Source organism: Streptomyces sp. NPDC047028 (assembly GCF_040644095.1).
In the GTDB taxonomy this organism is placed as follows: Bacteria; Actinomycetota; Actinomycetes; order Streptomycetales; family Streptomycetaceae; genus Streptomyces.
The window spans coordinates 197,632-223,814 of record NZ_JBEYVS010000007.1; the positions used below are offsets into that span (position 1 = coordinate 197,632).

The 26,183-nt window shown below is 71.4% G+C and carries 26 protein-coding genes, 1 tRNA gene and 1 riboswitch; of the genes, 13 read left to right on the top strand and 14 right to left on the bottom strand.

Annotated features, from left to right (window positions below; genetic code table 11):
• The first annotated feature begins 33 nt into the window (after positions 1–33).
• The 5 genes from ABZ854_RS09435 to ABZ854_RS09455 all read left to right on the top strand — a co-directional run bounded on the left by ABZ854_RS09435 (position 34) and on the right by ABZ854_RS09455 (position 6,173).
• Positions 34–297, top strand: a complete 264-nt coding sequence (locus ABZ854_RS09435; RefSeq protein ID WP_361206743.1) for a DUF3311 domain-containing protein — start codon at positions 34–36, stop codon at positions 295–297.
• Positions 294–1,904, top strand: coding sequence for a monocarboxylate uptake permease MctP (gene mctP, locus ABZ854_RS09440; protein WP_361206746.1), 1,611 nt, complete (start codon positions 294–296; stop codon positions 1,902–1,904). The genes ABZ854_RS09435 and mctP overlap by 4 nt, the downstream gene beginning before the upstream one ends.
• Positions 1,905–1,983: 79 nt before the next feature.
• Entirely contained in the window at positions 1,984–2,487 is a 504-nt protein-coding gene (locus ABZ854_RS09445) for a GNAT family N-acetyltransferase (RefSeq protein ID WP_361206749.1), read from the top strand.
• Between the two features lie 77 nt (positions 2,488–2,564).
• A riboswitch (cobalamin riboswitch) is annotated at positions 2,565–2,659 on the top strand.
• A gap of 146 nt (positions 2,660–2,805) precedes the next feature.
• Positions 2,806–5,160, top strand: a complete 2,355-nt coding sequence (locus ABZ854_RS09450; protein WP_361206752.1) for a ribonucleoside-diphosphate reductase subunit alpha — start codon at positions 2,806–2,808, stop codon at positions 5,158–5,160.
• On the top strand, positions 5,160–6,173 hold the full coding sequence (locus ABZ854_RS09455) for a ribonucleotide-diphosphate reductase subunit beta (protein ID WP_361206755.1): 1,014 nt from the start codon (positions 5,160–5,162) through the stop codon (positions 6,171–6,173). The genes ABZ854_RS09450 and ABZ854_RS09455 overlap by 1 nt, the downstream gene beginning before the upstream one ends.
• On the opposite strand, the gene ABZ854_RS09460 is transcribed toward ABZ854_RS09455, so the two are convergent.
• Entirely contained in the window at positions 6,086–6,340 is a 255-nt protein-coding gene (locus ABZ854_RS09460) for a hypothetical protein (RefSeq protein WP_361206758.1), read from the bottom strand. The two genes, ABZ854_RS09455 and ABZ854_RS09460, sit on opposite strands and share 88 nt — an antisense overlap.
• Positions 6,341–6,433: 93 nt before the next feature.
• Here ABZ854_RS09460 and ABZ854_RS09465 point away from each other — a divergent pair, with 93 nt between their 5' ends.
• Complete coding sequence (locus tag ABZ854_RS09465) at positions 6,434–7,396, top strand: helix-turn-helix domain-containing protein (RefSeq protein WP_361206761.1); 963 nt, start codon at positions 6,434–6,436, stop codon at positions 7,394–7,396.
• Between the two features lie 24 nt (positions 7,397–7,420).
• Here the strand turns inward: ABZ854_RS09465 and ABZ854_RS09470 are convergent, their stop codons facing one another.
• The 10 genes from ABZ854_RS09470 to ABZ854_RS09515 all read right to left on the bottom strand — a co-directional run bounded on the left by ABZ854_RS09470 (position 7,421) and on the right by ABZ854_RS09515 (position 17,416).
• The gene (locus ABZ854_RS09470) at positions 7,421–8,791 is read right to left on the bottom strand and encodes a cytochrome P450 (protein ID WP_361206764.1); all 1,371 of its coding nucleotides are present in this window, start codon (positions 8,789–8,791) and stop codon (positions 7,421–7,423) included.
• Positions 8,788–9,873 carry an epi-isozizaene synthase gene (gene cyc1 / locus ABZ854_RS09475; protein WP_361206767.1) on the bottom strand — a complete coding sequence of 362 codons (1,086 nt, stop codon included), beginning with the start codon at positions 9,871–9,873 and terminating at the stop codon, positions 8,788–8,790. Before cyc1 ends, ABZ854_RS09470 begins: the two co-directional genes overlap by 4 nt.
• 270 nt (positions 9,874–10,143) lie before the next feature.
• Positions 10,144–10,794, bottom strand: coding sequence for a peptide deformylase (gene def, locus ABZ854_RS09480; protein WP_361206769.1), 651 nt, complete (start codon positions 10,792–10,794; stop codon positions 10,144–10,146).
• A gap of 126 nt (positions 10,795–10,920) precedes the next feature.
• A complete protein-coding gene (locus ABZ854_RS09485; protein ID WP_361206772.1) occupies positions 10,921–11,901 on the bottom strand; it encodes a hypothetical protein in 981 nt (326 codons plus the stop codon).
• Positions 11,902–12,035: 134 nt separating this feature from the next.
• Positions 12,036–13,265: an HD domain-containing protein gene (locus ABZ854_RS09490; protein ID WP_361206774.1), complete on the bottom strand. Its 1,230-nt coding sequence runs from the start codon at positions 13,263–13,265 to the stop codon at positions 12,036–12,038.
• Positions 13,262–14,569, bottom strand: a complete 1,308-nt coding sequence (locus ABZ854_RS09495; RefSeq protein WP_361206777.1) for an HD-GYP domain-containing protein — start codon at positions 14,567–14,569, stop codon at positions 13,262–13,264. Before ABZ854_RS09495 ends, ABZ854_RS09490 begins: the two co-directional genes overlap by 4 nt.
• 115 nt (positions 14,570–14,684) lie before the next feature.
• The gene (rsrA, locus tag ABZ854_RS09500) at positions 14,685–14,987 is read right to left on the bottom strand and encodes a mycothiol system anti-sigma-R factor (RefSeq protein ID WP_129306695.1); all 303 of its coding nucleotides are present in this window, start codon (positions 14,985–14,987) and stop codon (positions 14,685–14,687) included.
• Positions 14,984–15,667 carry an RNA polymerase sigma factor SigR gene (gene sigR, locus ABZ854_RS09505; protein WP_206739242.1) on the bottom strand — a complete coding sequence of 228 codons (684 nt, stop codon included), beginning with the start codon at positions 15,665–15,667 and terminating at the stop codon, positions 14,984–14,986. Before sigR ends, rsrA begins: the two co-directional genes overlap by 4 nt.
• 257 nt (positions 15,668–15,924) lie before the next feature.
• The gene (locus ABZ854_RS09510) at positions 15,925–16,581 is read right to left on the bottom strand and encodes an alpha/beta family hydrolase (RefSeq protein ID WP_361206843.1); all 657 of its coding nucleotides are present in this window, start codon (positions 16,579–16,581) and stop codon (positions 15,925–15,927) included.
• Between the two features lie 19 nt (positions 16,582–16,600).
• A complete protein-coding gene (locus ABZ854_RS09515; protein ID WP_361206782.1) occupies positions 16,601–17,416 on the bottom strand; it encodes an SOS response-associated peptidase in 816 nt (271 codons plus the stop codon).
• A gap of 51 nt (positions 17,417–17,467) precedes the next feature.
• Between ABZ854_RS09515 and ABZ854_RS09520 the strand changes: the two genes are divergently transcribed.
• The 4 genes from ABZ854_RS09520 (at position 17,468) to ABZ854_RS09535 (ending at position 20,987) form a co-directional block, all read left to right on the top strand.
• Entirely contained in the window at positions 17,468–18,190 is a 723-nt protein-coding gene (locus ABZ854_RS09520; RefSeq protein ID WP_361206785.1) for a M50 family metallopeptidase, read from the top strand.
• Positions 18,191–18,218: 28 nt separating this feature from the next.
• Positions 18,219–19,559: a 3-phosphoshikimate 1-carboxyvinyltransferase gene (aroA, locus tag ABZ854_RS09525; protein ID WP_361206788.1), complete on the top strand. Its 1,341-nt coding sequence runs from the start codon at positions 18,219–18,221 to the stop codon at positions 19,557–19,559.
• A gap of 9 nt (positions 19,560–19,568) precedes the next feature.
• Complete coding sequence (gene rsgA, locus ABZ854_RS09530; protein WP_361206791.1) at positions 19,569–20,579, top strand: ribosome small subunit-dependent GTPase A; 1,011 nt, start codon at positions 19,569–19,571, stop codon at positions 20,577–20,579.
• An 84-nt stretch (positions 20,580–20,663) separates the two neighbouring features.
• Positions 20,664–20,987 carry a multidrug efflux SMR transporter gene (locus ABZ854_RS09535; protein ID WP_361206794.1) on the top strand — a complete coding sequence of 108 codons (324 nt, stop codon included), beginning with the start codon at positions 20,664–20,666 and terminating at the stop codon, positions 20,985–20,987.
• Here ABZ854_RS09535 and ABZ854_RS09540 read toward each other — a convergent pair.
• Positions 20,941–21,570 (bottom strand): TetR/AcrR family transcriptional regulator, encoded by a 630-nt coding sequence (locus ABZ854_RS09540; protein WP_361206796.1) that lies wholly within the window; start codon positions 21,568–21,570, stop codon positions 20,941–20,943. The two genes, ABZ854_RS09535 and ABZ854_RS09540, sit on opposite strands and share 47 nt — an antisense overlap.
• A 381-nt stretch (positions 21,571–21,951) precedes the next feature.
• Here ABZ854_RS09540 and hisN point away from each other — a divergent pair, with 381 nt between their 5' ends.
• From hisN to ABZ854_RS09555, 3 genes are all read left to right on the top strand, one after another.
• Positions 21,952–22,752 (top strand): histidinol-phosphatase, encoded by an 801-nt coding sequence (hisN, locus tag ABZ854_RS09545; RefSeq protein WP_361206797.1) that lies wholly within the window; start codon positions 21,952–21,954, stop codon positions 22,750–22,752.
• A 145-nt stretch (positions 22,753–22,897) separates the two neighbouring features.
• A complete protein-coding gene (locus tag ABZ854_RS09550) occupies positions 22,898–23,311 on the top strand; it encodes a CBS domain-containing protein (protein ID WP_361206799.1) in 414 nt (137 codons plus the stop codon).
• 66 nt (positions 23,312–23,377) lie between these two features.
• The gene (locus tag ABZ854_RS09555; RefSeq protein ID WP_129306713.1) at positions 23,378–23,794 is read left to right on the top strand and encodes a Fur family transcriptional regulator; all 417 of its coding nucleotides are present in this window, start codon (positions 23,378–23,380) and stop codon (positions 23,792–23,794) included.
• Between the two features lie 77 nt (positions 23,795–23,871).
• Here the strand turns inward: ABZ854_RS09555 and ABZ854_RS09560 are convergent.
• Together ABZ854_RS09560 and ABZ854_RS09565 are read right to left on the bottom strand one after the other, a co-directional pair.
• Positions 23,872–23,945 (bottom strand) — tRNA-Met (locus ABZ854_RS09560).
• A gap of 134 nt (positions 23,946–24,079) precedes the next feature.
• A complete protein-coding gene (locus ABZ854_RS09565; RefSeq protein ID WP_361206803.1) occupies positions 24,080–25,891 on the bottom strand; it encodes a tetratricopeptide repeat protein in 1,812 nt (603 codons plus the stop codon).
• Between the last annotated feature and the right edge of the window lie 292 nt (positions 25,892–26,183).

The window sequence follows — 26,183 nt, forward strand, 5'->3', positions numbered from 1 at the left end:
ACACCTGATCGGCAAAGGGGACGGAGCGGCCGCATGCCGGAGTCAAGTGAAGTGAAACCAGCGGTGGTCACGCCGGTGCGCGTGACCATCGCCCTGTGCCTGTGCGCACCGTTCGTGGCGATGATGTGGGTCGGCTCGTACGCCAAGAGCGACCCGGCGTTCATCGGTATCCCGTTCTTCTACTGGTACCAGATGCTGTGGGTGATCATCGCGACCGCCCTGACCATGCTGGCGTACAAGCTGTGGCAGCGTGACCAGCGCGCCCGCACCTCGCAGAAGGGTGGTGCGGCGGAATGAAGACCGGGGTCAACGGCGTCGCTCTCGGCGTCTTCATCTTCTTCTTCGTGGCCGTCACCGTCATGGGCTTCCTGGCCGCCCGCTGGCGCAAGGCCGACGACGAGCACTCCCTGGACGAATGGGGCCTGGGCGGGCGGTCGTTCGGCACCTGGGTCACCTGGTTCCTGCTCGGCGGCGACCTGTACACGGCCTACACCTTCGTCGCCGTACCGGCCGCCATCTACGCGGCGGGCGCGGCCGGCTTCTTCGCGGTGCCGTACACGATCCTGGTGTACCCGCTGATCTTCACCTTCCTGCCCCGGCTGTGGTCGGTCTCGCACCGGCACGGCTATGTGACCACCTCGGACTTCGTGCGCGGCCGGTTCGGCTCCAAGAGCCTGTCGCTGGCGGTCGCCGTCACCGGCATCCTCGCCACCATGCCGTACATCGCCCTCCAACTCGTCGGCATCCAGGCCGTACTGGACGTCATGGGCGTCGGCGGCGGGGCGCACGCCAACGGGTTCGTGAAGGACCTGCCGCTGCTCATCGCGTTCGCGGTGCTGGCCGCGTACACCTACTCCTCCGGGCTGCGCGCCCCCGCGCTCATCGCGTTCGTCAAGGACGCGCTGATCTACATCGTCATCGCGGTGGCCATCATCTACATCCCCATCAAGCTGGGCGGGTTCGACGACATCTTCGCCGCGGCGAACCACAAGTTCACTACGACGGGCGCGGGCGGTCTCGTCCCGGGCGCCGACAAGCAGTGGACGTACGCCACGCTGGCGGTCGGCTCCGCGCTGGCCCTGTTCATGTACCCGCACTCGATCACCGCGACGCTGTCCTCGCGCAGCCGTGAGGTGATCCGGCGCAACACCACGATCCTGCCCCTGTACTCGCTGATGCTGGGCCTGCTGGCCCTGCTGGGCTTCATGGCGATCGCGGCCGGGGTGAAGGTCACCAACGGGCAGCTGGCGATCCCGCAGCTGTTCGAGAACATGTTCCCGGACTGGTTCGCGGGCGTGGCCTTCGCGGCGATCGGCATCGGCGCGCTGGTGCCGGCGGCCATCATGTCCATCGCGGCCGCGAACCTGTTCACCCGCAACATCTACAAGGACTTCATCAAGCCGGACGCCACGCCCAAGCAGGAGGCCCAGGTCTCCAAGATCGTGTCGCTGCTGGTGAAGCTGGGCGCGCTGGTCTTCGTCCTCACCATGGACAAGACGGTCGCCATCAACTTCCAGCTGCTGGGCGGCATCTGGATCCTGCAGACCTTCCCGGCCCTCGTCGGCGGCCTGTTCACCCGCTGGTTCCACCGCTGGGCGCTGCTGGCCGGCTGGGCGGTCGGCATGGTCTACGGCACGGTCGCCGCGTACGGGGTCGCCTCGCCGACGCAGGCGCACTTCGGCGGCTCCGCGGCGAAGATCCCGGGCATCGGCGAGATGGGGTACATCGCCCTCACGGCGTTCGTCCTCAACGTCGCCGTCACCGTGGTCCTCACCTTCGTCCTGAGGGCCGTGAACGCCCCGGCGGGCATCGACGAGACATCCCCCGACGACTACACGGCCGACGCCGGCGACGCGGGAGTCCAGGTGGAACTGCCTCCGGCAACGGCGGGAAGCGCTCACTGAGCGATCAAGCCTCACCACCCGCAGCGGGCCGCCGAAACGCACCACCATCGGCGGCCCGCTGTCGTACACACTGACCGGCATGGACATCCACATCCGCCCCGCCGACCCGACCGAATACCAGGCGCTGGGAGAGATGACGGGCCGCGCCTACCTGGACGACGGCCTCCTGGACTACGGCGAGAGCGACCCCTACCTTCCGGTCCTCAAGGACGTCGCGGCCCGCGCCGCCCACGCCGAGGTCCTCGTCGCCGTCGCCGGCGACCACCTCCTCGGGGGCGTCGCCTTCGTCCCGTCCGGGGGACCCGTCGCCGACATCGCGCGCCCCGGCGAGGCCGAGATCAGGGCCCTCGCCGTCGCCGCCGAAGCACGGGGCCGGGGTGCCGGTGAGGCCCTCGTCCGGGCCTGCCTGGACCGCGCGCGGGACGCGGGCTGCACAGCCGTCGTGCTGTCGACCCAGCCGACCATGCACACAGCGCACCGCATCTACGAACGTCTGGGCTTCGTGCGAACGCCCGAGCGGGACTGGAATCCCGTGCCGGAGCTGGACGACTTCACGCTCCTTACCTACAAGTTGACGCTATGAAGCGGACGCAACACAACATCTGGGGGTGACACCACAGCCCAGCACAAGATGTATGCTCATGCTCGCTGTCGCCGCAGGGGAATCCGGTGCGAATCCGGAACTGTCCCGCAACGGTGTACTTGTGCGTGTCTGTTCCGTAGGGACGCCGCGCACAGGAGTCAGTCCGAGGACCTGCCGACAGCGCGCCCGGCCCTTCCTGGTCCGGGTGTCCACAGACGTCCGGGCCTCGTGGAGTGGGCCGGCGGACGCGGCGCCGTGCGCGCTCGCGCTGCCCGCTGCCCTCCGCAAGGCCCCGTGCCGAGCGAGGGAGAGCCCCACGTGACCATCGCGCCAGCCGACCCGGCTTCAGTCACCGAGCTGAAGACCGACGGTCCCGGTGCCGCGCTGCTGCGGACCCTGACCGAGCTGACCGCCGACCTCCCCGACGCCGACCCCGGCCGGGTCGCCGCCGCCGCGCTGCGCGGGCGGTCGGCGCGCGCGGACGAGGCGGAGTTGCGCGAGCTGGCCACGGAGGCCGCGGCCGGCCTCATCTCCGAGGACCCCGCCTACTCGAAGCTGGCGGCCAGGCTGCTGACCCTCGCGATCCGCGCCGAGGCCGCCTCGCAGGGCGTGACCTCCTTCACCGGGTCCGTGGCCGTCGGTCACCGCGAGGGGCTCATCGCCGACCGCACCGCCGAGTTCGTGCGGCTGCACGCCGAGCGGCTGGACGCGCTGGTCGACACCGCCGCCGACGACCGGTTCGGCTACTTCGGTCTGCGCACCCTGCACAGCCGCTATCTGCTCCGGCACCCGATCACCCGGCGCGTCATCGAGACGCCCCAGCACTTCATGCTGCGCGTGGCGAGCGGGCTGGCCGAGGACGACACCTCCAGGTCCGTGGACGAGGTCGCCGCGCTCTACGGCCTGATGAGCCGCCTCGACTACCTGCCCTCCTCCCCCACCCTGTTCAACTCCGGCACCCGGCACCCCCAGATGTCGTCGTGCTACCTCCTCGACTCCCCGCTGGACGAGCTGGACTCCATCTACGACCGCTACCACCAGGTCGCCCGCCTCTCCAAGCACGCCGGCGGCATCGGGCTGTCGTACTCCCGGATCCGCTCGCGGGGTTCGCTGATCCGCGGCACCAACGGGCACTCCAACGGCATCGTGCCGTTCCTGAAGACGCTCGACGCCTCCGTGGCCGCGGTGAACCAGGGCGGCCGACGCAAGGGCGCGGCGGCGGTGTACCTGGAGACCTGGCACTCCGACCTCGAGGAGTTCCTGGAGCTGCGGGACAACACCGGTGAGGACGCCCGCCGTACGCACAACCTGAACCTCGCGCACTGGGTGCCGGACGAGTTCATGCGCCGGGTGGACGCCGACGGGCCCTGGTCGCTGTTCTCCCCGGCGGACGTGCCGGAGCTGGTCGACCTGTGGGGTGCGGAGTTCGACGCGGCCTACCGCGCGGCCGAGGCGAAGGGCCTGGCGAAGAAGACGATGCCGGCGCGTGAGCTGTACGGCCGCATGATGCGGACCCTCGCGCAGACGGGCAACGGCTGGATGACGTTCAAGGACGCCGCCAACCGCACCGCCAACCAGACGGCCGAGCCGGGCCACGTCATCCACTCCTCCAACCTGTGCACGGAGATCCTGGAGGTCACCGACGACGGGGAGACGGCGGTCTGCAACCTGGGGTCGGTGAACCTCGGCGCGTTCGTGGCCGGCGGGGACATCGACTGGGAGCGGCTGGACGAGACGGTCCGCACGGCCGTCACCTTCCTCGACCGGGTCGTCGACATCAACTTCTACCCGACCGAGCAGGCGGGCCGCTCGAACGCGCGCTGGCGTCCGGTCGGCCTCGGCGCGATGGGCCTGCAGGACGTCTTCTTCAAGCTGCGGCTGCCCTTCGACTCCCCCGAGGCGCGGGCGCTGTCCACCCGGATCGCGGAGCGGATCATGCTGGCCGCGTACGAGGCGTCCGCCGACCTCGCCGAGCGCAACGGCCCGCTCCCGGCCTGGGACAAGACCCGTACCGCCCGCGGGGTCCTGCACCCCGACCACTACGACACCGAGCGGATCTGGCCGGAGCGCTGGGCGGCACTGCGCGAGCGGATCGCGCGGGTCGGCCTGCGCAACTCGCTGCTCCTCGCGATCGCGCCCACCGCGACGATCGCCTCCATCGCGGGCGTGTACGAGTGCATCGAGCCGCAGGTGTCCAACCTGTTCAAGCGCGAGACGCTGTCGGGTGAGTTCCTCCAGGTCAACTCCTACCTGGTGCGGGACCTGAAGGACCTCGGCGTGTGGGACGCCCGCACCCGGGAGGCGCTGCGCGAGGCGAACGGCTCGGTGCAGGACTTCGCGTGGATCCCCGAGGACGTACGGCGGCTGTACCGCACGGCGTGGGAGATCCCGCAGCGCGGCCTGATCGACATGGCCGCGGCCCGCACCCCGTACCTGGACCAGGCCCAGTCCCTGAACCTGTTTCTGGAGACGCCGACGATCGGCAAGCTCTCCTCGATGTACGCGTACGCCTGGAAACAGGGCCTGAAGACGACGTACTACCTGCGTTCCCGACCGGCGACGCGCATCGCCCGTGCGGCCGCGCGGGCGACCGTACCCGTGCAGCAGGTCGCCGACCCCGACGCGGTCGCCTGTTCCCTGGAAAACCCCGAGTCCTGCGAGGCCTGCCAGTAATGACTTCCCGCAACACCAACCTGCTCGACCCGGGCTTCGAGCTGACGCTGCGCCCCATGCGCTACCCGGACTTCTACGAGCGCTACCGGGACGCCATCAAGAACACCTGGCACGTGGAGGAGGTCGACCTCCACTCGGACGTCGCCGACCTGGCGAGGATGACGCCCGCCGAACAGCACCTGATCGGCCGCCTGGTGGCGTTCTTCGCGACGGGCGACTCGATCGTCGCGAACAACCTCGTGCTGACCCTGTACAAGCACATCAACTCCCCCGAGGCGCGGCTCTACCTCTCCCGCCAGCTCTTCGAGGAGGCCGTGCACGTCCAGTTCTATCTGACGCTGCTCGACACCTACCTCCCCGACCCGGAGGACCGGGCCGCCGCGTTCGCGGCCGTGGAGAACATCCCGTCCATCCGCGAAAAGGCGGAGTTCTGCTTCAGGTGGATGGACTCGGTCGAGAAGATCGACCGCCTGGAGTCGAGGGCGGATCGCCGCCGCTTCCTGCTCAACCTGATCTGCTTCGCCGCGTGCATCGAGGGCCTGTTCTTCTACGGCGCCTTCGCGTACGTCTACTGGTTCCGCAGCCGGGGTCTGCTGCACGGCCTCGCCACGGGCACCAACTGGGTGTTCCGTGACGAGACCATGCACATGAGCTTCGCCTTCGACGTGGTCGACACGGTCCGCAAGGAGGAGCCGGACCTGTTCGACGACCAGCTCCGGCAGCAGGTCACCGACATGCTCCGGGAAGCCGTCGAGGCGGAGCTGCAGTTCGCCCGCGACCTGTGCGGCGACGGCCTGCCCGGCATGAACACCGACTCGATGCGCCAGTACCTGGAGTGTGTCGCCGACCAGCGCCTCACCCGCCTCGGCTTCCCCCCGGTGTACGGCGCGGAGAACCCCTTCTCCTTCATGGAGCTGCAGGGCGTTCAGGAACTGACCAACTTCTTCGAACGCCGCCCCTCCGCGTACCAGGTGGCGGTCGAGGGAACGGTGGACCTGGACGAGGACTTCTGAGTCTGCCGCTGCCGGGGCTCGCCTCCGTGCCTCTCCTGTGCCTCCCTCAGTTCGCGGTCGATGCGCTTCTCGTGCAGGAGGCCGAGGAAGGAGGGGAGGGCGATGAAGGCCAGGAGGGCGAAGGTGGCGAGCATTCCGACGAGGGCCTGGATCTGGTTTGCGTTCATGGACACCACTGTCGTGCGCCGCACCCCTGACCGGGAGTGGCAGGACTGCCGTACACCATCGAATAACTGCCAGCGGTGGGGCACACTGGGGGCATGCTGAAGAACGTGGCCGCGGTGCTGCTGGACGGGGTGCATCCGTTCGAGCTGGGTGTGGTGTGCGAGGTGTTCGGGATCGACCGGAGCGACGAGGGTCTTCCGGTGTACGACTTCGCCGTGGTGAGTGCCGAGGGACCCGCCCTGGGCACGCACTGCGGGTTCACCGTGCACACGCCGCACGGGCTGGAGCGGCTGGAGGAGGCCGATCTGATCGCGGTGCCCGCCGGTGACACGTACGCCACGCGGGAGTACCCGGAGGAGATGCTGGACGCGCTGCGGCGGGCCGTCGGCCGCGGGGCGCGCGTGCTCAGCGTCTGCTCCGGGGTGTTCGTGCTGGCCGCCGCCGGCCTGCTGGACGGACGGCGCTGCGCCGTCCACTGGCACCACGCCGAACAGCTCGCGCGGCGCTTCCCACGGGTCGAGGTCGAGCCGGACGTGCTGTACGTCGACGAGGACCCGGTGATCACCTCCGCCGGCACCGCCGCCGGGATCGACGCCTGTCTGCACCTCGTGCGCAAGGAACAGGGCCCGGAGGTGGCCAACAAGATCGCCCGGCGGATGGTCGTACCGCCGCACCGGGACGGCGGGCAGGCGCAGTACATCGAGAGGCCGCTGCCCAAGGGGCCCTGCGACACCGTCGGGGAGGTGCTCACCTGGATGGAGGCGAACCTCGACCAGGAGGTCACCGTCGACCAGTTGGCCGCCCGCGCCCACATGGCCCCGCGCACCTTCGCCCGCCGTTTCCAGCAGGAGACGGGAACCACCCCGTACCGCTGGATCCTGCGCCAGCGGGTGCTGCTGGCGCAGGAGTTGCTGGAGCGGACGGACGAGACCGTGGACGCGATCGCCGGGCAGACCGGCTTCGGCACGGCGGCCGCGCTGCGCCACCACTTCGTCGGCGTGCTCGGCACCACCCCGCAGGCCTACCGGCGCGCGTTCCGGGGCCCGCGGGCCGCCTGAACCCGCGCCGGCGGGCACGGGCGCCTACCAGGGCCGCGCCCTCAGCAGCAGCTTGTGCGGCCGCAGCGTGATGCCCACCCGTGTGCCGTCGTTCGATCCGCTGACCTGCTCGAACCGGTACTTCGCCGAGACCGCCGCGGTGATCAGGCTCAGCTGGGTCATCGAGAAGTGGTCGCTGGGGCACTTGCGGTTGCCCACGCTGAACGGGCTCATCGCGTACTTCGGCACCTCCCCCGCCCGCTCGGGCAGCCAGCGGTCCGGGTCGAAGTCGAGGTGGCGGCCGTACGAGCGGGGGTCGCGCTGGACGGCGTACGGGCTGTAGACGATGTCCGCCCCGGCCGGAATGCGATAGCCACCGAGTGCGGTGTCGGTCACCGCCCGCCGCGTGAGAATCCATACGGCGGGACGCAACCGCATCGCCTCGACGACGACATTGTTGGTGTGCGTGAGCCGGCGCACGTGCTCGAATCCGACGGGTTGACCGCCGGTCACGGATTCGACCTCGGCGCGCACCTTCTCCGCGTGTTCCGGATGTGCCGCGAGCACCTCCAGCAGCCACATGATCGTGGAGGCGACTGTTTCGCTTCCCGGGGTGAGTATCGCGACCACCTGGTCGTGGATCTCCTGTTCCCCGATGGGCTCGCCATTGTCTTCCTTCGCCGCCAGCAATGCCGTCAGCAAATCGTCCGGCTTTTGACCAGATGCCCTGCGCTCGGCGACGATCTCGTCGACCAGCAGATGCAAATCGGCCAGTGCCCGGTTGAATTCGCGGTTGGCCGGGAACGGCAGCCGGTACAGCGGCCCGAGCGGGATCACCATCCGGCGGTACATCCCGCGGAAGACGGTCGCCAGGTCGACGCTCAGCCGCTCGGCCCGCTCGTCCATGTACTCGCCGCGCAGCAGGCAGCGGGCGGCGATCCGCACGGCGACCCGGAACGACTCGGAGGTGCAGTCGATGGTCCCCCCCGGCCGCCACCGCTCGGTCAGCGCGTGCGCCTCCTCCTCCATGACCGGGCCGTACGCGGGGATGGCGTCCTGCCGGAACGCCGGCTGGATGGTGCGCCGCTGGCGCCGGTGGCGCGGCCCGTTGGCGGTGGCCACGCCCTCCTTGCCGAGCAGGCCCTCCAACGACTCCCACAGCGGTCCGTCGATCCTGTAGTCGGTGCTGAGCGCGAGCGCGCCGGTCAGTTCCGGCGTGGTGACCGCGTACACCGTCTTGGGCCCGAGCTTCAGGCGTACGACGTCCCCGTGCTCCCGCAGCCCGGACATGAAGGCGAGCGGGTCGCGGACCAGTTTCAGGCCGTGTCCGAGCACCGGCACCGCGCCGCCTGCCAGTGGCGCCTCCCGCGGTACGCACGTCTCCTCGGTCACGGGCTTCACAGACTCGACGGTCATTTCTCACCTGCCGCTTCGTTGTTGACGTACGGGGGCGTGGACCGGTCGTCCCAGCTGTCGACCCTGTACCGGCCGGACTCGTGGTGGAACCAGTAGACGGAGCTGAACCAGTTCCGCATATTGCCGACGCAGGCACGCACGGCGGCGCTCAGTTCCTTTCCGTACACCGTGCCGTCGGCGAGACGGTCGGCGAAGAGCAACGCGTCCTGTTCCGCATCCAGGAATTCACTGATGCATTCCTCGACCCGGCAACGCACCGCGTCCACGGCTTCTTCCAGAGTCATTCCCTCATGGGTGACGAAACTGATTCCGAGATTGTGCACCTCGTCGCCCGCTATTTCCTTCGGCAGCGAGCAGAGGTCGTTGTACCAGGCGGCGAATTCCTGGCTGAGCAGCGCCGGACGGTTATATGCCGGGTGTTTCCGCACGGCGCCCGGGAGTTCGCACCCGGCGCTCGGCTCCAGCAGGTCCGTCCATATCCAGTGTGCGAAGGTCAGGCGCCGCAGGGCGAGGTATTCCTCGACACCGGGTATGTAGCCTTCGACGCGGTTGCGGAACTCGCGGTCGTACGCCTCGATCACCGCGTGGAAGTGCCGGGCGAACCGCCGGCCCCAGGTGTGCGGCAGGAAGCCGTACAGCCGCAGCACGCCGTCCGCGAACCCGGCGACCAGCGGATCCGGGTGGCGCAGGTGGTGCCGGGGGGCGTCGAGCGCGGTGTGCAGCCGGTACCTGAGCCGCCTCCAGTCCCCCGCCCGGCCGTGCACGATGTCGCGGTCGTGCCGGTCGTCCCAGACGAAGAACCAGGCGCTGTAGTCGGCGATGGCCTGCAGGACGTCGTCGGGGGCGCCCAGGTAGTACCCCGCCATGAGGTCCGTGTAGCAAAGACCGTCGGCATATTCCTCCACCTTGTCCGCCGGCATGAGCCGCTTTTCGAGCAGCCACAGCCGGGTCTTCTCCTGCAACTTGGGCCAATACGGGTGCAGTTGCCGAGGAAAGGCGGACTCGATCACCGGGAGTGCCAGCGAGGGTGGGACTACCGCCGTCGTAGGCGTCGATGTGGTGCCGTGTGGGAAAGCATGCACGTACAAACCCCTCTCAGCCGCCAGGAGCGCACCCCCCTACCGCTGTGCCGGACGTGCGCGTTGCGTATCCCCGCACTTACATTCAGCACCACAACTGACCGGTCTGGGAACGGATTTGCTCCACTCACTACCCCAAGGTGCCGAGAAACCCCCCTTGTGTGACTGATTAACGAGCCCCAGGCGTACGGAACAGACCCGCCCGGCCCGGCAGTACGAAGGCGCCCGGCCGGGAGGGATCCCGGCCGGGCGCCCCGGCGTCACACGTGTCCACTAGTCGTTGGCGACCACGGGGTAGCGTGGCTCGTTCTCGGCCATCTGCCGCAGCGCGTCCTTGCGGTCGCGCTTGGACAGCCGGTCGATGTACAGGTAGCCGTAGAGATGGTCGGTCTCGTGCTGCAAACAGCGCGCGAAGTACCCGGTGCCGCGCACCTTGACCGGGTTGCCCTTCTCGTCCTGGCCGGTCACCTCGGCGTAGTCGGGACGCGCGAGCGGGGCGTACGCCGTCGGCACGGACAGGCAGCCCTCGTTGCTGTCGTCGAGGCTGCGCCGCTCGGCCGGCAGGTCGACCGGCTTGGGGTTGCAGACCACGCCGACGTGCCGGGCGCCGTTGTCGTCCTGGCAGTCGTAGACGAAGACCTTGAGGTCGACGCCGATCTGGTTGGCGGCCAGGCCTACGCCCTCGGCGGTGCGCTGCGAGGCGAACATGTCCGCGACCAGCTGCTGGAGCTCTTCACCGAACTCGGTGACGTCCTTGCACTCCGTGTGCAGCACCGGGTTGCCGACGACCGTGATCGGCCGCGAGGTGCCACGCTCCCGCCAGCCGGCCTCGCGCTCCTCGCAGTCCTCCGTGTCGACGACGTACCCCTCGTCATCCACGGGGAGCACGCCCACGTGCTGCTGATCGGTGTCCTGCTGCGCCATGACCGACGTACGCCTTCCTGCAAAAAACTGGGAGTGAATGCTGATACAGGGTACGCGGGGCGCCTCGTAGGGGGCGCGGGGAACTGCGCGACCAGCCACAACGCACCCGCAGTCGGAAGGCGGCCGTCAGCACACCTCTTCGAGATCCCGCCAGTCACGGGAATCAGGACTGTCGGCGACCCACCCGTCCAGCAACCCCCGGACCAGCGAAGCCGGCGCAGCCACCCCGCACTCCCGCTCCGGAACCCACAGCTGCCCGTCCGTGCGGTGTCCCAGCGGCCCGGGATGTCCCGGCTCACTGTGGTCGTGGGGGTCCAGGTGCACCCCGTCCCCCTCGTCCGACGGCATCCGGGACTCGCTGCACATCCGGCACAGCAGCCGCACCGAGGACGACCAGTCCTCCGCCGCGAACCCGGCGTCGGCCGCCAGCTGCTCCAGCGCGTCGCGGTCCGCCTCGGTCGCCGCCTCCAGCAGCACCACCCAGGTCGGCACGGGCGAGGGCGCCCACAGCTCGATCTCGTCGAACACCGGGTAGGTTTGCCCGGCGGACGTCGTGCGCTCGCCGTGCGGGACCCCGTCGTGCAGCACGACCTCGCCCCAGCGGCGCCCGGACGAGGGCAGCGGGATGGACAGCACCTCCATCCGGGCGGGGTCCAGCCTGCGGCCCCAGACGACCTCGGCCTCGCCCTCCGGGGACAGCCGTACGGCCGCGCTGCCCAGGTCCATGCCGAGCGGCTCACCGGGCGCGGTCGTCCCGCCGGGCACCTTGAGGCCGTACGCCTGCCAGGCGCGCCTGGCCAGCGGCCAGTCCTGCAGGGCGGTCGCGGCGATGCCCACGTTCCACCAGTCGGGGGCGCCGGCCTCCCGGTCGAGCAGGGCGACCGCGCGCAGTCCGGCGGCGCGCGCCTGCTCCCAGTCGTGCCGGAACTTGTGCAGCAGGGCCAGGTTGAACCAGGACTCCGACAGCCAGGGTTCCAGGTCGGCGGCGCGTGTCAGCAGCTCGCCCGCGTCCTCGTACCGGCCGTCGCCGATGAGCGTGAACGCCCGGTCGGTGGCCTGCCGCCAGGAGGCGGAGGGCCGGTGCCGTCCCTTGCCGAAGATCCTCACGATTCCCGCCTGCCAGTTCCAGTTTCCACACCTTGGGCTGGCTTGTGCCCCCGAACACCATCTCCCTCGCATCCAACCACGTACGACGGGACGGGCGCTCATTACCCATGGGTTACCCAGCCTGCTCCCATGGACTACCCCGCCCGGGGCATGGTCAGCCAGTCCCGGGCGAGGACGCGGGCCAGTGCGTCCACGACGTCCGGAGCGTAATCCGCGGCGGTGGCCAGGCGCAGCTCCTCCAGGGCCGTCAGGGGTCCCTCGGGGCCGGCGTCGCGGGCCTTCTCCTCGTAGGCGTTCACCGCGCGCACGATCCGCGCGGCGACCGGCTGCTCCCGGTAGGGGTCGGCCTGCCGCTCCACGACCACGGCGACCTCGGCGTCCACCCCGGTCTGCCGTACGACGGCGCCACCGAGGAGGGCGATGCGGCGCTGCTCCTGCGCCGGGAGGCCGGCGGTGGCCCCCGCCGGGACCGGGTCGAGGAGGCTGAGCTGGCCGATGTCGTGCATGAGGGCCGCGTACTCCAGGACGGTCAGTTCGAGCCGGCTCAGGCCCAGGTCCCGGCCGACGGCCAGGCCGAGGGCGGCGACGCGGCGGGCGTGCCCGGTGGGGGTGTAGCCGGCTATCTCGGTGGCCCGCGCGAGGGAGGCGATGGTCTGCCGGTAGGTGGCGCGCACGGCGGCGTACCGGCGGATCGACAGCTGGGTGAGCAGCAGGGGCAGGCAGAACACGGGCAGGGCCCAGAGGCCGACGACGGCGACCCCGAGCGCGATGACGGCGCCGGTGGCGCACACCGCGGACCCGATGCCGTACAGCCCGCGCAGTTCGTCGCGGAGCAGCGGGAGGAACGGCCAGCGGGTGCGGGAGTGGGCGAGGGCGGCGGCGAGCACGGCGTCGCACAGGGCGGTGAGCAGCAGGAGCGCGACGAGCAGCAGGGCGTAGGCGTGGCCGCTCCAGCGGTCGAACTCGCCCCGGTTGTAGAGGGGTTGAAAGCAGACGGCGGCGAAGCCGACGGTGAGGACGCGGCGGGCGAGGTGGTCGAGGCTCGGGCTGCTGCCGCGCCAGATGTGCGGCACGCTGCCGAGCAGGGAGGCGGCGAGGACGACGGTGACCACCTGGGTCGCGCCGTGCAGGGTGGGCTGTCCGGCGTCGGCGCCCAGCAGCGCGTACGACAGCGAGCCGGCGGTGCCGAGGGGCGCGGCCTGCCGGGGCCGGTCCCCGGTCCAGCGGGTCAGCTCGCCGACGGCGATGAGCACGCCGAAGGCGAGCGCGACGCCGCCCTGCTCGACGCCGGACCACAGCACGGCGGCGAGGCAGGTGGCGGCCGTGAGCGCGGCGCAGGCGTGGATGAGCCGCAGCGGCGTCACCGGGGCGCCCCGGTGGTGCTGGTGTCCGCGCGCGCCGCGGGAACGGCGCCCGGCGGCTCGTCGGCGGTGACGGCGGGGTGCCAGCCGTACCGGTCGAGGGCACGGGTGAGGGCGGTGACCACGCGCGGGTCGAACTGGGTGCCGGCGCACCGCTCGAGTTCGGCGAGCGCCGTCCCGACGGGCCGGGCCCGGCTGTAGGAGCGGGTGGAGGTCATGGCGTCGAAGGCGTCGGCGACGGCGACGATCCGGGCGCACTCGGGGATCTGGGTGCCGACGAGGCCGTACGGGTAGCCGCTGCCGTCGAGCCGTTCGTGGTGGTGCAGGATCGCCGCGCGGGCCTCGCCGAGGAAGGAGATGCCGCGCACCATCTCGTGGCCGTACTCGGGGTGGAGTTCGATGATCCGCCGTTCCTCGGGGGTGAGCGGCCCGTTCTTGCGGAGCAGCCGGGTGGGCACGCCGAGCTTCCCGACGTCGTGCAGGATGCCGGCGAAACGGAGCACCTCGACGCGCTCGCCGTCCATGCCGAGTTCGCGGGCGATCAGCACGGAGGCGTGGCCGACGCGTTCGCTGTGGCCGCGGGTGTAGCCGTCCTTGATGTCGACGGCCTGGACGAGTGCGCGGATGGTGGCCTGGTGGGCGGCGCGTTCGCGGTGGTACTGGGCGAACACCCAGCAGGAGACGCACATCGGCAGCAGCACGAGCAGCGCGGAGACCGGGCCGTAGGGGCTGCGCCAGAGCACGGCCATCATCAGCCCGGCGAGTCCGTGCACGGCGACCGGGGCGAGGGAGCGGGAGAGCAGTCCGCGCCAGGCCCGCCGGGCCGGCACGCCGACGGCGAGCACGAGGATGCCGCCGTCGAGTGCGGCGAGCACCAGGCAGAAGGCGAGGACGGCCGCGCCGGCGGGCACGAGGACGTACGGGAAGGCGGGCGCGACGACGGCGTCCCGGCCGCCGAGCGCCCAGTGCACCCGGGCGGCGGCCCAGACGGCGAGCACCTGTTCGGCGGCCCGCCACACCCGCCGCACGGGCGCCTCGCGGGGTCCGGCCGGCGGGAGCAGGGCGGCGGGCAGCGGGACGAGGGCGGCGGCCGGCGGGGGCAGCAGGAAGGCTCCGGCGAGCAGGACGGGGTAGAACGTGCCGCCGGCGCGGCGTCGTACGACGTGTTCGCAGACCGCGTACAGCGCGGCGAGCAGGGCGAGCGCCCACCAGCGGGTGTGGGTGCCCGGGAGCGGCCACAGGCAGCAGCCGGCCGGCAGGGCGACGCAGGCCACGTAGACGCGCGCGCGTGCCGGAACCGCCTCCATCGCACCTCCCCCGACCGTGCCTGTCAGGCTCGGAGCCTAGGACGGGAATTCGGGGTGCGGGGCGTATGAGCCGAGGATTAGCGCATTCGGGTGACGGGTCCCCGGCGGGGGTCGCTCAGGACTCCTGGGGTGTCGCCGTCACGTCGTGATCCGGCACGGCCTGGCCGGAGCGGATCAGGTCGAGCCGCCCCATGACCTTGGCGCGCAGGTCGGCCGGTACGTCGTCGTGCCCGCAGCAGCGCTTGACCAGCTTCTTCACGGCCTGCTCCAGGCCGTACTTCTCCAGGCACGGCGAGCATTCCTCGAAGTGGTGCTGGAACTTGTCGCGATCGACGTCCGGCATCTCGCTGTCGAGGAACTCGTACAGGTGGTCGAGGACCTCACTGCAGTCCGTCTCGTGCGGCTCTCCGCAGCTCATGAGCCCGAGCCTTTCGCTTCGTTCGACTCTCCCGCGCCGGCCGGGACCAGTCCACGCTCACGGGCGTAGTCCTCCAGCATGCCGCGCAGCTGGCGGCGGCCCCGGTGCAGCCGGGACATCACCGTACCGATGGGTGTCCCCATGATGTCCGCGATCTCCTTGTACGCAAAGCCCTCTACGTCGGCCAGGTAGACGGCGATGCGGAACTCCTCGGGGATCGCCTGCAGCGCTTCCTTCACGTCCGAGTCGGGCAGGTGGTCCAGCGCCTGCGACTCGGCGGAGCGCAGGCCCGTCGACATGTGCGACTCGGCACGCGCGAGCTGCCAGTCCTCGATCTCCTCCGCCGCGCTGCGCTGGGGCTCGCGCTGCTTCTTGCGGTAGGAGTTGATGAAGGTGTTGGTCAGGATCCGGTACAGCCACGCCTTGAGGTTGGTGCCCTCGCGGAACTGGTGGAAGGACGCGTACGCCTTGGCGTAGGTCTCCTGCACCAGGTCCTCGGCGTCGGCCGGGTTGCGCGTCATGCGCAGCGCGGCCGAGTACATCTGGTCGAGGAATTCGAGCGCGTCCCGTTCGAAGCGCGCGGTGCGCTCCGCGCTCGACTCCGGGCTGTCGCCCCGGCCCTCGGGCAGCTCCGCCTGGCCGTTGTCGGTCCCTGCGTCGGTACCGGGAACCGGACCCACCTCCTCCAGTGTGGTCGTGGGACCGAAGCCGACCCCACTCGAATCGGAGGATAGACGACGATCCGTCCCCGCCGCCCCTCGAATAGGCGCGGTCCTCGCCGCGTGCAGCACCGTCCAGTCAAGATCGGTACGGGCGCTGCGGGGCGGGCAAGCGGTCGAACCCATGCGGCGGACTTCCTCTCGTACGACGTCGGTGCCGGTGCCTCAGCACGTCTTGTCCGCCACAACAGCGGGCCGCCGCCCGGCATTCCCAGGGGCTACCCGAGTGACGCGACCCACTGCGCGACGGCGCCCGTGACGAGGTCCAGGGCCTGGTCCTGGGTGATCTCCGCGCGCTTGGGGACGGCGAAGCCGTGATCGCCGTACGGCACCTCGGTCAGTTCGAACCGTCCGTCGGGGAACTCCTCCGGCCTGCCGAAGGGGTCGTTGCCGCCCTGGACGACCAGGGTGGGCACCCCGGCCCCGAGCAGCTCGTCGGCGCGGGACTTCTCCGGCTTGCCGGGCGGGTGCAGCGGGAAGCTCAGGGCGAGCACCGCGTGGGCGCCGAGTTCGGCGGCCGTACGGCAGGCGACGCGGGCACCCGCGCTGCGGCCGCCGGAGATCACCGGCAGGCCCGGCCGGGCGAGCGCGGGCCAGACGCCGCGCCAGCCGGTGTCGAGGGTCTTCGGTGCGGGCGCGACCTTCTTGCCGGCCACCCGCCAGGGCTGTTCGACGAGGGCGACGCTCACACCGTCCGCGGGCAGGGTCCGGGCGAGCGCCTGGAGGTCACGGGCCTCGACACCGCCGCCGGCGCCATGGCTGACGGCGAGGACGAGGCGCGCCCTCTCGGCCGCGTGCCAGGTGATGCGGGCGGTTCCGGCGTCGGTCTCGGCGGTCTCTGTCGTCACGCTCGTCCCGCCTGCTTCTTCATTCATGGCCGTCACGTCTGTCACGTCAGAACAGTGTGCCGACTTCCGGTGCCGTCAGCTCGTTCATCAGCTCCGGGCCGTTGTTGCGGACGTTGCTGACGGCCGTGGACACCGGGAAGGCGCGCATCAGGCCGGGCGGGGGCGGGGCCAGCAGCTCGCGCAGGTCGTCGGGGTCGGTGCGGGCGGGGTCGAGCCAGGCGTCCCAGCGGTCCGGGGTCAGCATCAGCGGCATCCGGGGGTGGATGTCCGCCAGGGCGTGCGGGCCGTCGGCGGGGGCGACCGCCAGCGGGGCCTGCTCGGCCTCGGTGGTGATCACCGAGCAGGTCACCCACCAGGCCTGCGGATGGTCGTCGGGCAGGGTCCGGTCCCGCCAGAACTCGTACAGCCCGGCCATCGCGAACACCGAGCCGTCGGCGGGCAGCACGAAGTACGGCTGTTTGCGCGGCCGCTTCTTCTTGCCCTCGACCTCCAGGTCGCGCTCCTGCCGGCCGGTGACCCACTCGTAGTAGCCGTCGGCGGGCAGGATGCAGCGCCGGGCGGCGAAGGCGCGGCGGTAGGCCGGCTTCTCGTGCACGGTCTCCGCGCGCGCGTTGATCATCCGGGCGCCGCCCTCGGGCGACTTGGCCCAGGAGGGGACGAGCCCCCACTTCAGCTTGCGCAGCTGGCGAACCGGAGCCGGGTCGTCCGCGTCTTTCAGGGGACGGTCCAGAACGGCGTAGACCTCCTTGGTCGGCGCCACGTTGTAGTCCGGTTCCAGGGTCTCCTCGGGTTCCCACTTCTCGATCTCGAAGATCCCCGCGAGATCCTCGGGCCTACGACTGGATGCATACCGTCCGCACATACGTGCCACACTGCCAGACTCGGTCCGGAGCACAGGGAGCAACCGACGAACATGGACAGCTCAGCCGCCACCGCGCTGCCCGATCTCTGGGACCGTCTCACCGGCTCCCAGCCCGACCCCGATCTGTGGGTGGTGCTCGTCACGCTGGCCGCCGCGCTCGCCGTCGTCGTACCGCATCCGCTGTGGCGCCTGTCGCGCAACGCGATCACCATCGCGCACGAGGGCGGGCACGGGCTGGTCGCGCTGCTCACCGGCAGGCAGCTCACCGGCATCCGCCTGCACTCCGACACCAGCGGCCTCACCGTCAGCCGCGGCAAGCCGCACGGGCTCGGCATGATCCTCACCGCGGCCGCCGGTTACACGGCCCCGCCGCTGCTGGGTCTGGGCGGGGCGGCCCTGCTCGCCGCCGGGCGCGTCACGCTGCTGCTGTGGGCGGCGACGGCCCTGCTGGTGGTGATGCTGGTGATGATCCGGAACGCGTACGGGGTACTGACGGTCGTCGTGACGGGTGGCGCGTTCCTGCTGGTGTCGTGGCTGGCGGGGCCGCAGGTGCAGGCGGCGTTCGCCTACGTGGTGGTGTGGTTCCTGCTGTTCGGCGGGGTGCGTCCGGCGTTCGAACTACAGGCCAAGCGGTCCCGCGGGGGCGCCGGGGACTCGGACGCGGACCAGCTCGCCCGCCTCACGCACGTACCGGCGGGGCTGTGGCTGTTCCTGTTCCACGCGGTGTCCGTGTGCTCACTGATCGGCGGAGGGCGCTGGCTGCTGGAAGGTTGACGGCGACCGCTCCTTATAAAGTGGCCCCATGGCCCCGAACACCGCCCACACCGCCCTCTGGCCCGCACCGCTCGCGAGCGGAGCCGTCGACGCGACCGTCCACGTGCCGGGGTCCAAGTCGGTCACCAACCGCGCCCTCGTGCTGGCCGCCCTCGCCTCCGAGCCGGGCTGGCTGCGCCGCCCCCTGCGCTCACGCGACACCCTGCTGATGGCGGGTGCGCTGCGCGCGATGGGCGTCGAGATCGAGGAGACCGTCTCCTCCAGCTCCACCGTCGCGGGCGGCCCGAACGGCAGCGGCGAGGCCTGGCGGGTCCTGCCGACGGGTCTGCACGGCCCGGCCACGGTCGACGTCGGCAACGCCGGCACCGTGATGCGCTTCCTGCCGCCGGTGGCCGCACTGGCCGACGGCCCCATCCGGTTCGACGGCGACCCGCGGTCGTACGAGCGTCCCCTGCACGGCGTGATCGACGCGCTGCGCGCGCTCGGCGCCCGGATCGACGACGACGGCCGGGGCGCGCTGCCGCTGACCGTGCACGGCGGGGGTGCCCTGGAGGGCGGGCCGGTGTCGATCGACGCCTCCTCGTCGTCCCAGTTCGTCTCGGCGCTGCTGCTGTCCGGCCCGCGCTTCAACCAGGGCGTGGAGGTCCGGCACACCGGCGCGACCCTGCCGTCCATGCCGCACATCCGGATGACGGTGGACATGCTGCGCGCGGTCGGGGCCCAGGTGGACACCCCGGAGTCCGGCGGCGAGCCGAACGTGTGGCGGGTGACGCCGGGCGCGGTGCTCGGCCGGGACCTGACGATCGAGCCGGACCTGTCCAACGCCCAGCCGTTCCTGGCGGCGGCCCTGGTCACCGGCGGCAAGGTGCTGATCCCGGACTGGCCGGCCCGGACCACCCAGCCGGGTGACCGACTCCGGGAGATCTTCACCGAGATGGGCGGTTCCTGCGAACTGACCGAGTACGGTCTGGAGTTCACCGGCTCCGGCGCGGTCCACGGCATCGACGTGGACCTCGGCGAGGTGGGCGAGCTGACCCCGGGCATCGCCGCCGTGGCCGCCCTCGCGGACTCCCCCTCGACCCTGCGCGGGGTGGCCCACCTGCGGCTGCACGAGACGGACCGGTTGGCCGCGCTCACCAAGGAGATCAACGAACTCGGCGGCGACGTCACCGAGACGGCCGACGGCCTGCACATCCGCCCGCGCGCGCTGCACGGCGGGATCTTCCACACCTACGAGGACCACCGCATGGCGACCGCCGGTGCGATCATCGGCCTGGCGGTCGACGGCGTACAGATCGAGAACGTGGCGACGACGGCGAAGACGCTGCCCGACTTCCCCGACCTGTGGACCGGGATGCTCGGACAGTAGGGACGGGTCATGCGCCGCTACGGCAAGCACACCGACGAGGACGACATCCGCAGCCGTCCCAACCGCAAGGGCAACCGGCCGCGCACGCACATCCGGCCCAAGCACGAGGACGCGGCCGAGGGCATGGTCCTCACCGTCGACCGGGGCCGGCTGACCTGCCTCGTCGAGGACCGCACGGTCCTCGCGATGAAGGCCCGCGAACTGGGCCGCAAGGCGGCCGTCGTGGGCGACCGGGTGGCCCTGGTCGGCGACCTGTCCGGCAAGAAGGACACCCTGGCGCGGATCGTGCGCATCGAGGAGCGGACGTCGCTGCTGCGCCGTACCGCCGACGACGACGACCCCTACGAGCGGGTGGTCGTCGCCAACGCCGACCAGCTGGCCGTCGTGACCGCACTCGCCGACCCCGAGCCGCGCCCGCGCCTGATCGACCGCTGTCTGGTCGCGGCCTACGACGGCGGCCTGGAACCGCTGCTGGTGATGACCAAGTCGGACCTGGCGCCGCCGGACAAACTGCTGGAGCTGTACGGCGCGCTGGACATCCCGTACGTCGTCACCAGCCGCGAGGAGCTGGAGAAGGGCGGCGCGGCGGACCGGGTCCGGGAATATCTGGACGGCAGGGTCACCGCCTTCGTCGGGCACTCCGGCGTGGGCAAGACGACGCTGGTGAACGCGCTGGTGCCCGAGGAGCGGCGCCGTACGACCGGCCATGTGAACGCGGTGACGGGCCGGGGCCGGCACACCACGACGTCCGCGCTCGCCCTCCCCCTGGGCGCCGGGGACGGCTGGGTCGTCGACACCCCGGGCGTCCGTTCCTTCGGGCTCGCCCACATCGACCCGTCCCGGGTGATCCACGCCTTCCCGGACCTGGAGCCGGGCACCGAGGGCTGCCCGCGCGCGTGCAGCCACGACGAGCCGGACTGCGCGCTCGACGCGTGGGTGGCGGAGGGCCACGCGGACCCCGCACGGCTGTACTCGCTGCGCCGGCTGCTGTCCACGCGGGAGCGCAAGGAAGGCGACTGAGCACCGCGTTGTTTGCGGGGCCCCGGGTCCGGCAAGTGCATAATCGCACCGAGCCGGAGATCCGGATCTACGGGAGGACCGCACATGGCGTGGCTGCTGGTCATAGTGGCCGGGATGCTGGAGACCGGTTTCGCCGTGTGCCTGAAGCTCTCCCACGGATTCACCCGGCTGTGGCCGACGGTCGCCTTCGCCTCGTTCGCGCTGGGCAGTTTCGGTCTGCTGACCCTGTCCCTGAAGCGGCTCGACGTCGGCCCCGCCTACGCGGTCTGGACCGGCATCGGCGCCGCGGGCACCGCCGTCTACGGCATGGTCTTCCTCGGCGATCTGGTGTCCACCCTCAAGATCGTCTCGATCAGCTTCGTCATCCTGGGCGTGATCGGCCTGCAGTTGTCGGGGTCGTCCCACTAGGTGCCGCCAGGGCGGCGAGTACGAGTTCGGCGACACTGCCGTCGGCCGGTGGTGCGGCGACGCAGGAGAGGCCGAGGCGGACGGCCACTTCACAGGAGCGGCTCAGGCCGGCGGCGGCCGCCGGGCCGGTCAGGGCGGCGACCGCGCGGTCCCGGACCATCCGCACGAAGTCGCCGGGCGACGGCAGCAGCCCGTCCGCACGGCGCTGCGCGGGTACGGCGGAGGTGGACGGCACGGCCGCGAGCGCCGGCGCCGGCAGGCGCTCGCTCCAGCAGCCGGTCAGCATGGCCCGGACCAGCGGGTTGCCGCCGGCGACGGAGGCGGTCCACTCGGCGGTCGCGGCGAGCCGCTCCCGAGGTTCGGCGGACCCGGCGAGGGCGCGGTCGACCCCGGCGAGATAGCCGTCGGCCTCCCGCCGCACCAGGGCGCGCGCCAGGCCGTCCTTGCTGCCGAACTCGTTGTACAGGGTCTGCCGTGACACCCCGGCCGCCGCGGCCACGTCCACCATCCGCACCGCCGACCACGCCCGGCGCGCGAGGGCCGCCGCAGCGGCGTCCAGCAACGACTCCCGGGCTCCAGGCATCATCGCCTCCCTGCGGGACGATCGGCTCTGCGCCCAGAGTTGACGGGGCGCCAGGCACTGTCAAGGGGCCCCGGGCCGGGATCACGGGGGGCGAGGCGCACTGTCACGTGCGGGCCCGCAGTGGCTGATCGCGCAGTTCCACGCGCCCCTTACGGGGCACGTACGTTCGTAGCTGCGGGCATGCGTGCCTCCCCCAGTGCCTTAAGTGTCTGGGGAGGCACCCGGCCGGCGCCGGTGAGCGGGACCCAGCCCTGGGCCGGTGCAGCGCAGGGTGCCCTCGCAGCGCCGGGGAGTTGTCCCACCTCCCGATCGGAAGAGGGACGCGCCCGCACCACCGCCCCCTGTAGCCCCGCACAACCCCGGACAGATACCGTTCCTCACATGCCGGACTACCTCGACGACCTCCGCCTCGCCCACGTCCTCGCGGACGCCGCCGACGCCGCCACCATGGCCCGCTTCAAGGCCCTCGACCTGAAGGTGGAAACGAAGCCGGACATGACCCCGGTGAGCGAGGCGGACAAGGCCGCGGAAGAACTCATCCGCGGCCAGCTCCAGCGCGCCCGCCCCCGGGACGCCATCCTCGGCGAGGAGTACGGCATCACCGGCACCGGCCCCCGCCGCTGGGTCATCGACCCGATCGACGGCACCAAGAACTACGTTCGAGGCGTCCCCGTCTGGGCCACCCTCATCTCCCTGATGGAGGCGGGTGAGACCGGCTACCAGCCCGTCGTCGGCCTCGTCTCCGCCCCCGCCCTCGGCCGCCGCTGGTGGGCCGCCAAGGACCACGGCGCGTTCACCGGCCGCAGCCTGACCTCCGCCGGCCGCATGCACGTCTCCCGCGTCGGCAGCCTCGCGGACGCGTCCTTCGCGTACTCCTCTCTCTCCGGCTGGGAGGAGCAGGGCCGGCTGAACGGCTTCCTCGACCTCACCCGAGAGGTGTGGCGCACGCGCGCGTACGGCGACTTCTGGCCCTACATGATGGTCGCCGAGGGCTCCGTGGACCTGTGCGCCGAACCGGAGCTGTCCCTGTGGGACATGGCGGCCAACGCGATCATCGTGACGGAGGCCGGCGGCAGCTTCACCGGCCTCGACGGCAGCCCGGGTCCGCACAGCGGCAACGCGGCCGCCTCCAACGGTCTGCTGCACGACGAGATGCTGGGGTATCTCAACCAGCGCCACTGAGCAGCACGGGACACCTGCGCACGCCCTCAACTGTCCTCGCGCGCCCTCTTGTTGACTTTCCCTTTACCTGGCACTCTGAAGCCACCGCCCACTTGTGAACTTGTGAATCCCTGAACAATCAGGGACCAGGAGGTGGCCCCATCCCATGCTCGTCCGTGACGCCATGAGCACGGTGGTCCTCACCGTCGGCCCCGCACACACCCTCCGCCAGGCAGCCGCCCTGATGTCCGCCCGCCGGATCGGCGCCGCCATCGTCCACGACCCGGACGCCGGCGGCATCGGCATCCTCACCGAACGCGACATCCTCAACTCCGTCGGCCTGGGCCAGGACCCGGACACGGAGCCCATCCACGCCCACACCACCAACGACGTCGTCTTCGCCGCCCCGACCTGGACCCTGGAGGAGGCCGCCCGCGCCATGGCCCACGGCGGCTTCCGGCACCTGATCGTGCTCGACCGGGGCGAACCCGCCGGGATCGTCTCGGTGCGCGACATCATCCGCTGCTGGGCCCCGGCACGGGAGCCGGCAGCGGCCCTCCACGCCTCGGACTTTGTCTAAGTCGGGTAACGATCCAAAGTCACACCTATTCCTGACCTGGTCCCCCTTGCTGTTAGTCTGGTAGCCATGAGCGACCTTCTGGAACGGCTGCGTGGACGCGGATGGCGGATGACCGCACAGCGTCGCGTCGTGGCCGAGGTCCTGGACGGCGAGCACGTGCACCTGACAGCCGACGAGGTGCACGCCAGGGCCGTCGCCAAGCTCCCCGAGATCTCCCGGGCCACGGTCTACAACACGCTGGGTGAGCTGGTCACACTCGGCGAGGTGCTCGAGGTCACCACCGACCAGCGCGCCAAGCGGTACGACCCGAACGCGCACCAGCCGCACCACCACCTGATCTGCGCCCGGTGCGGCTCGATCCGTGACGTCCACCCGACGGGCAACCCGCTCGCCGACCTGCCCGACTCCGAGCGCTTCGGCTTCACGGTGTCGAACGTCGAGGTGACGTACCGGGGGCTGTGCCCGACCTGCGCGAGCGCGTAAGAACGCCGTAGAAACGTCCCAGGGCTGAACGACTGAGGGCCGGAACCCATCTCTGGATTCCGGCCCTCGATCATCAGTAGCGGGGACAGGATTTGAACCTGCGACCTCTGGGTTATGAGCCCAGCGAGCTACCGAGCTGCTCCACCCCGCGTCGGTGAACACGACACTACGCGAGGAATCCCGGCAGAAGCAAATCGATTACCTCAGGCTGGGCGGGGCCACCGTCCGGCCAAGCGAGTCGGGCGGGTGGGCGGGAAAGCAAATCCGCCGAAGCCCAGCGCAGCGTCACGCAGAGAGTTCCTCCCGCAGCGCGTCCCGCAGCCGTCCCGCCCGTTCCGACACCTCGGCCGGCCCCAGCAGCACCGCCCGGTCGGCCCACCGCTGCCCCTCGGCCAGCTCGCCGCGGCGGGCGTAGACCAGGGCCAGCCGCAGCGCCGCCCGGCCGTGCCCGGCGTCCGCCGCCCGGGTCCACCACACCGCCGCCTCCGGCTCGCTCCCCTCCCGCGCCAGCAGCAGCCCCAGGTTGAAGGCTCCGTTGCGGGAGCCGGCCTCGGCCGCCGCCCGGTACCAGCGCGCCGCCTCCACCACGTCGCCGCGGGCCGCGGCCAGCATGCCGACCCGCACCTGGGCGCGCCGGTGCCCCTGCGTGGCCGCGCGCTCGTACCACTCCTCACACTCGGTGCGTTCGTGCACGGTCTCGCCGAGTTCATGGGCCGGCTCCGGCGGCCGGCGCGCGTCCAGCACGGCGGCCAGCCGGTACGCGGCCTCCGCGCTGCCCCCGCCCGCCGCGCAGCGCAGGTGCCGCTCCGCCTCGGGCTCGTCCCCCGCCCGCAGCCGGGCCATCCCGACCTGCAGCGCGGCCTCGGTGTGCCCGGCGGCGGCGGCCCGCTCGTACCAGCGCAGGGCGCCGCGCTCCTCGCCGCGCCCGGCGTGCAGGATGCCGAGGTTGAAGGCGGCGTCGACGCTGCCCGCCTCGGCGGCCTTGGAGAACCACGGCTCGGCGCCGGTCGTGTCGCCGCCCCGCAGCAGCAGGATGGCCAGCGCGTTCGCCGCCTCCCGGTGCCCGGCGTAGGCGGCCCGGCGGTACCACTCCTCGGCCTGCGAGGTGCGGCCCTGCTCGGCGCAGAGCAGCCCGAGGTTGTACGCCCCGTTGTCGTCCCCGGCGTCCATCGCCGCCCGGTACCAGCGTTCGGCGGTCTGCGTCTCACCGCGCTCGGCGTGCAGCGCGCCGAGCGCGTTGGCCGCGTTGCCGTCGCCGTCCTGGGCGGCCCGCAGCCACCACACGGCGGCGCTCTCGGTGTCCCCGGCGTCCCGCAGCAGGAACCCGAGGGCGCAGGCCGCCCGCGCCTCGCCGTCCTTGGCGGAGGTGAGGTACCAGCGCCCGGCCTCCTTCAGCTCCCCGCGCTTCTCCAGGATCGCGCCGAGATGCAGCGCGGCCCGCCGGTGGCCGCGCGCGGCGGCCTGCCGGTACCACTGCTCGGCCTCCTCGACAGCGTTGTCGGCCACCGGTTCGTCCGTTCGTACGGCGCTCCGGTCGAGAGCGCGCGCCAGCCGATAGGCGGCCTCGCGGTGGCCGCGCTCGGCGGCGGCCCGCATCCAGCGCCCGGAGCCGCTGTCGCCCCGGTGTTCCAGCAGGTCGGCGAGCGCGTACGCGCCGAGGGCGTGGCCCTGCTCGGCGGACTGGCGCAGCCAGTACTCGGCGGCGGGCTCGTCGCCCCGTTCGCGGTGGTGGCGGCCGAGCGCGTGCGCGGCGGCGGCGGAACCGGCGACGGCGGCGATCCGCCACCAGCCGGCGGCCTCCTCGGGGTATCCGCGCTGGTGGAGGAGGACGCCGAGGTTGTTGGCCGCGGCCCGGTCGCCGGCCGCGGTGGCGGCACGCAGCTGGGGTTCGGCTCCGTCGAGGTCGCCGCGGCGCAGCAGTATGGCTCCGAGGACGCTCGTCGCCTCGACGTCGCCGGACTCCGCGGCGAGCCGGAGGCGGACCTCCTCGGCGGCGTCCGCCATCTCGCCGAGTTCGTCGCGGGCCGGTTCCTCACCGGGAGGCTGCACAAATCGCCCTGTCTCGTACAGAGTTGCCTTGTCCCCCATAACGTCCATCGTCGCACCACCTGCAACCTGGGTACACCCGGTATACCGCAGCCCGTGAGGTCACTTCAGCGTTTTGTCGACATGCCCACAGAGAGACAAGTCAAACACAGCTTCCCCAACTCCCCACGGCGGCGCGGCCGCACCCGTCGTCTGCACATGAGTTCGCACACCACGAAGGCCCGGATCCCTTGAGGATCCGGGCCTTCGACTTCAGTAGCGGGGACAGGATTTGAACCTGCGACCTCTGGGTTATGAGAGATGGGAAGAGCGTCGTGTTTGGGAAGAGTGTGCAATACAGGGT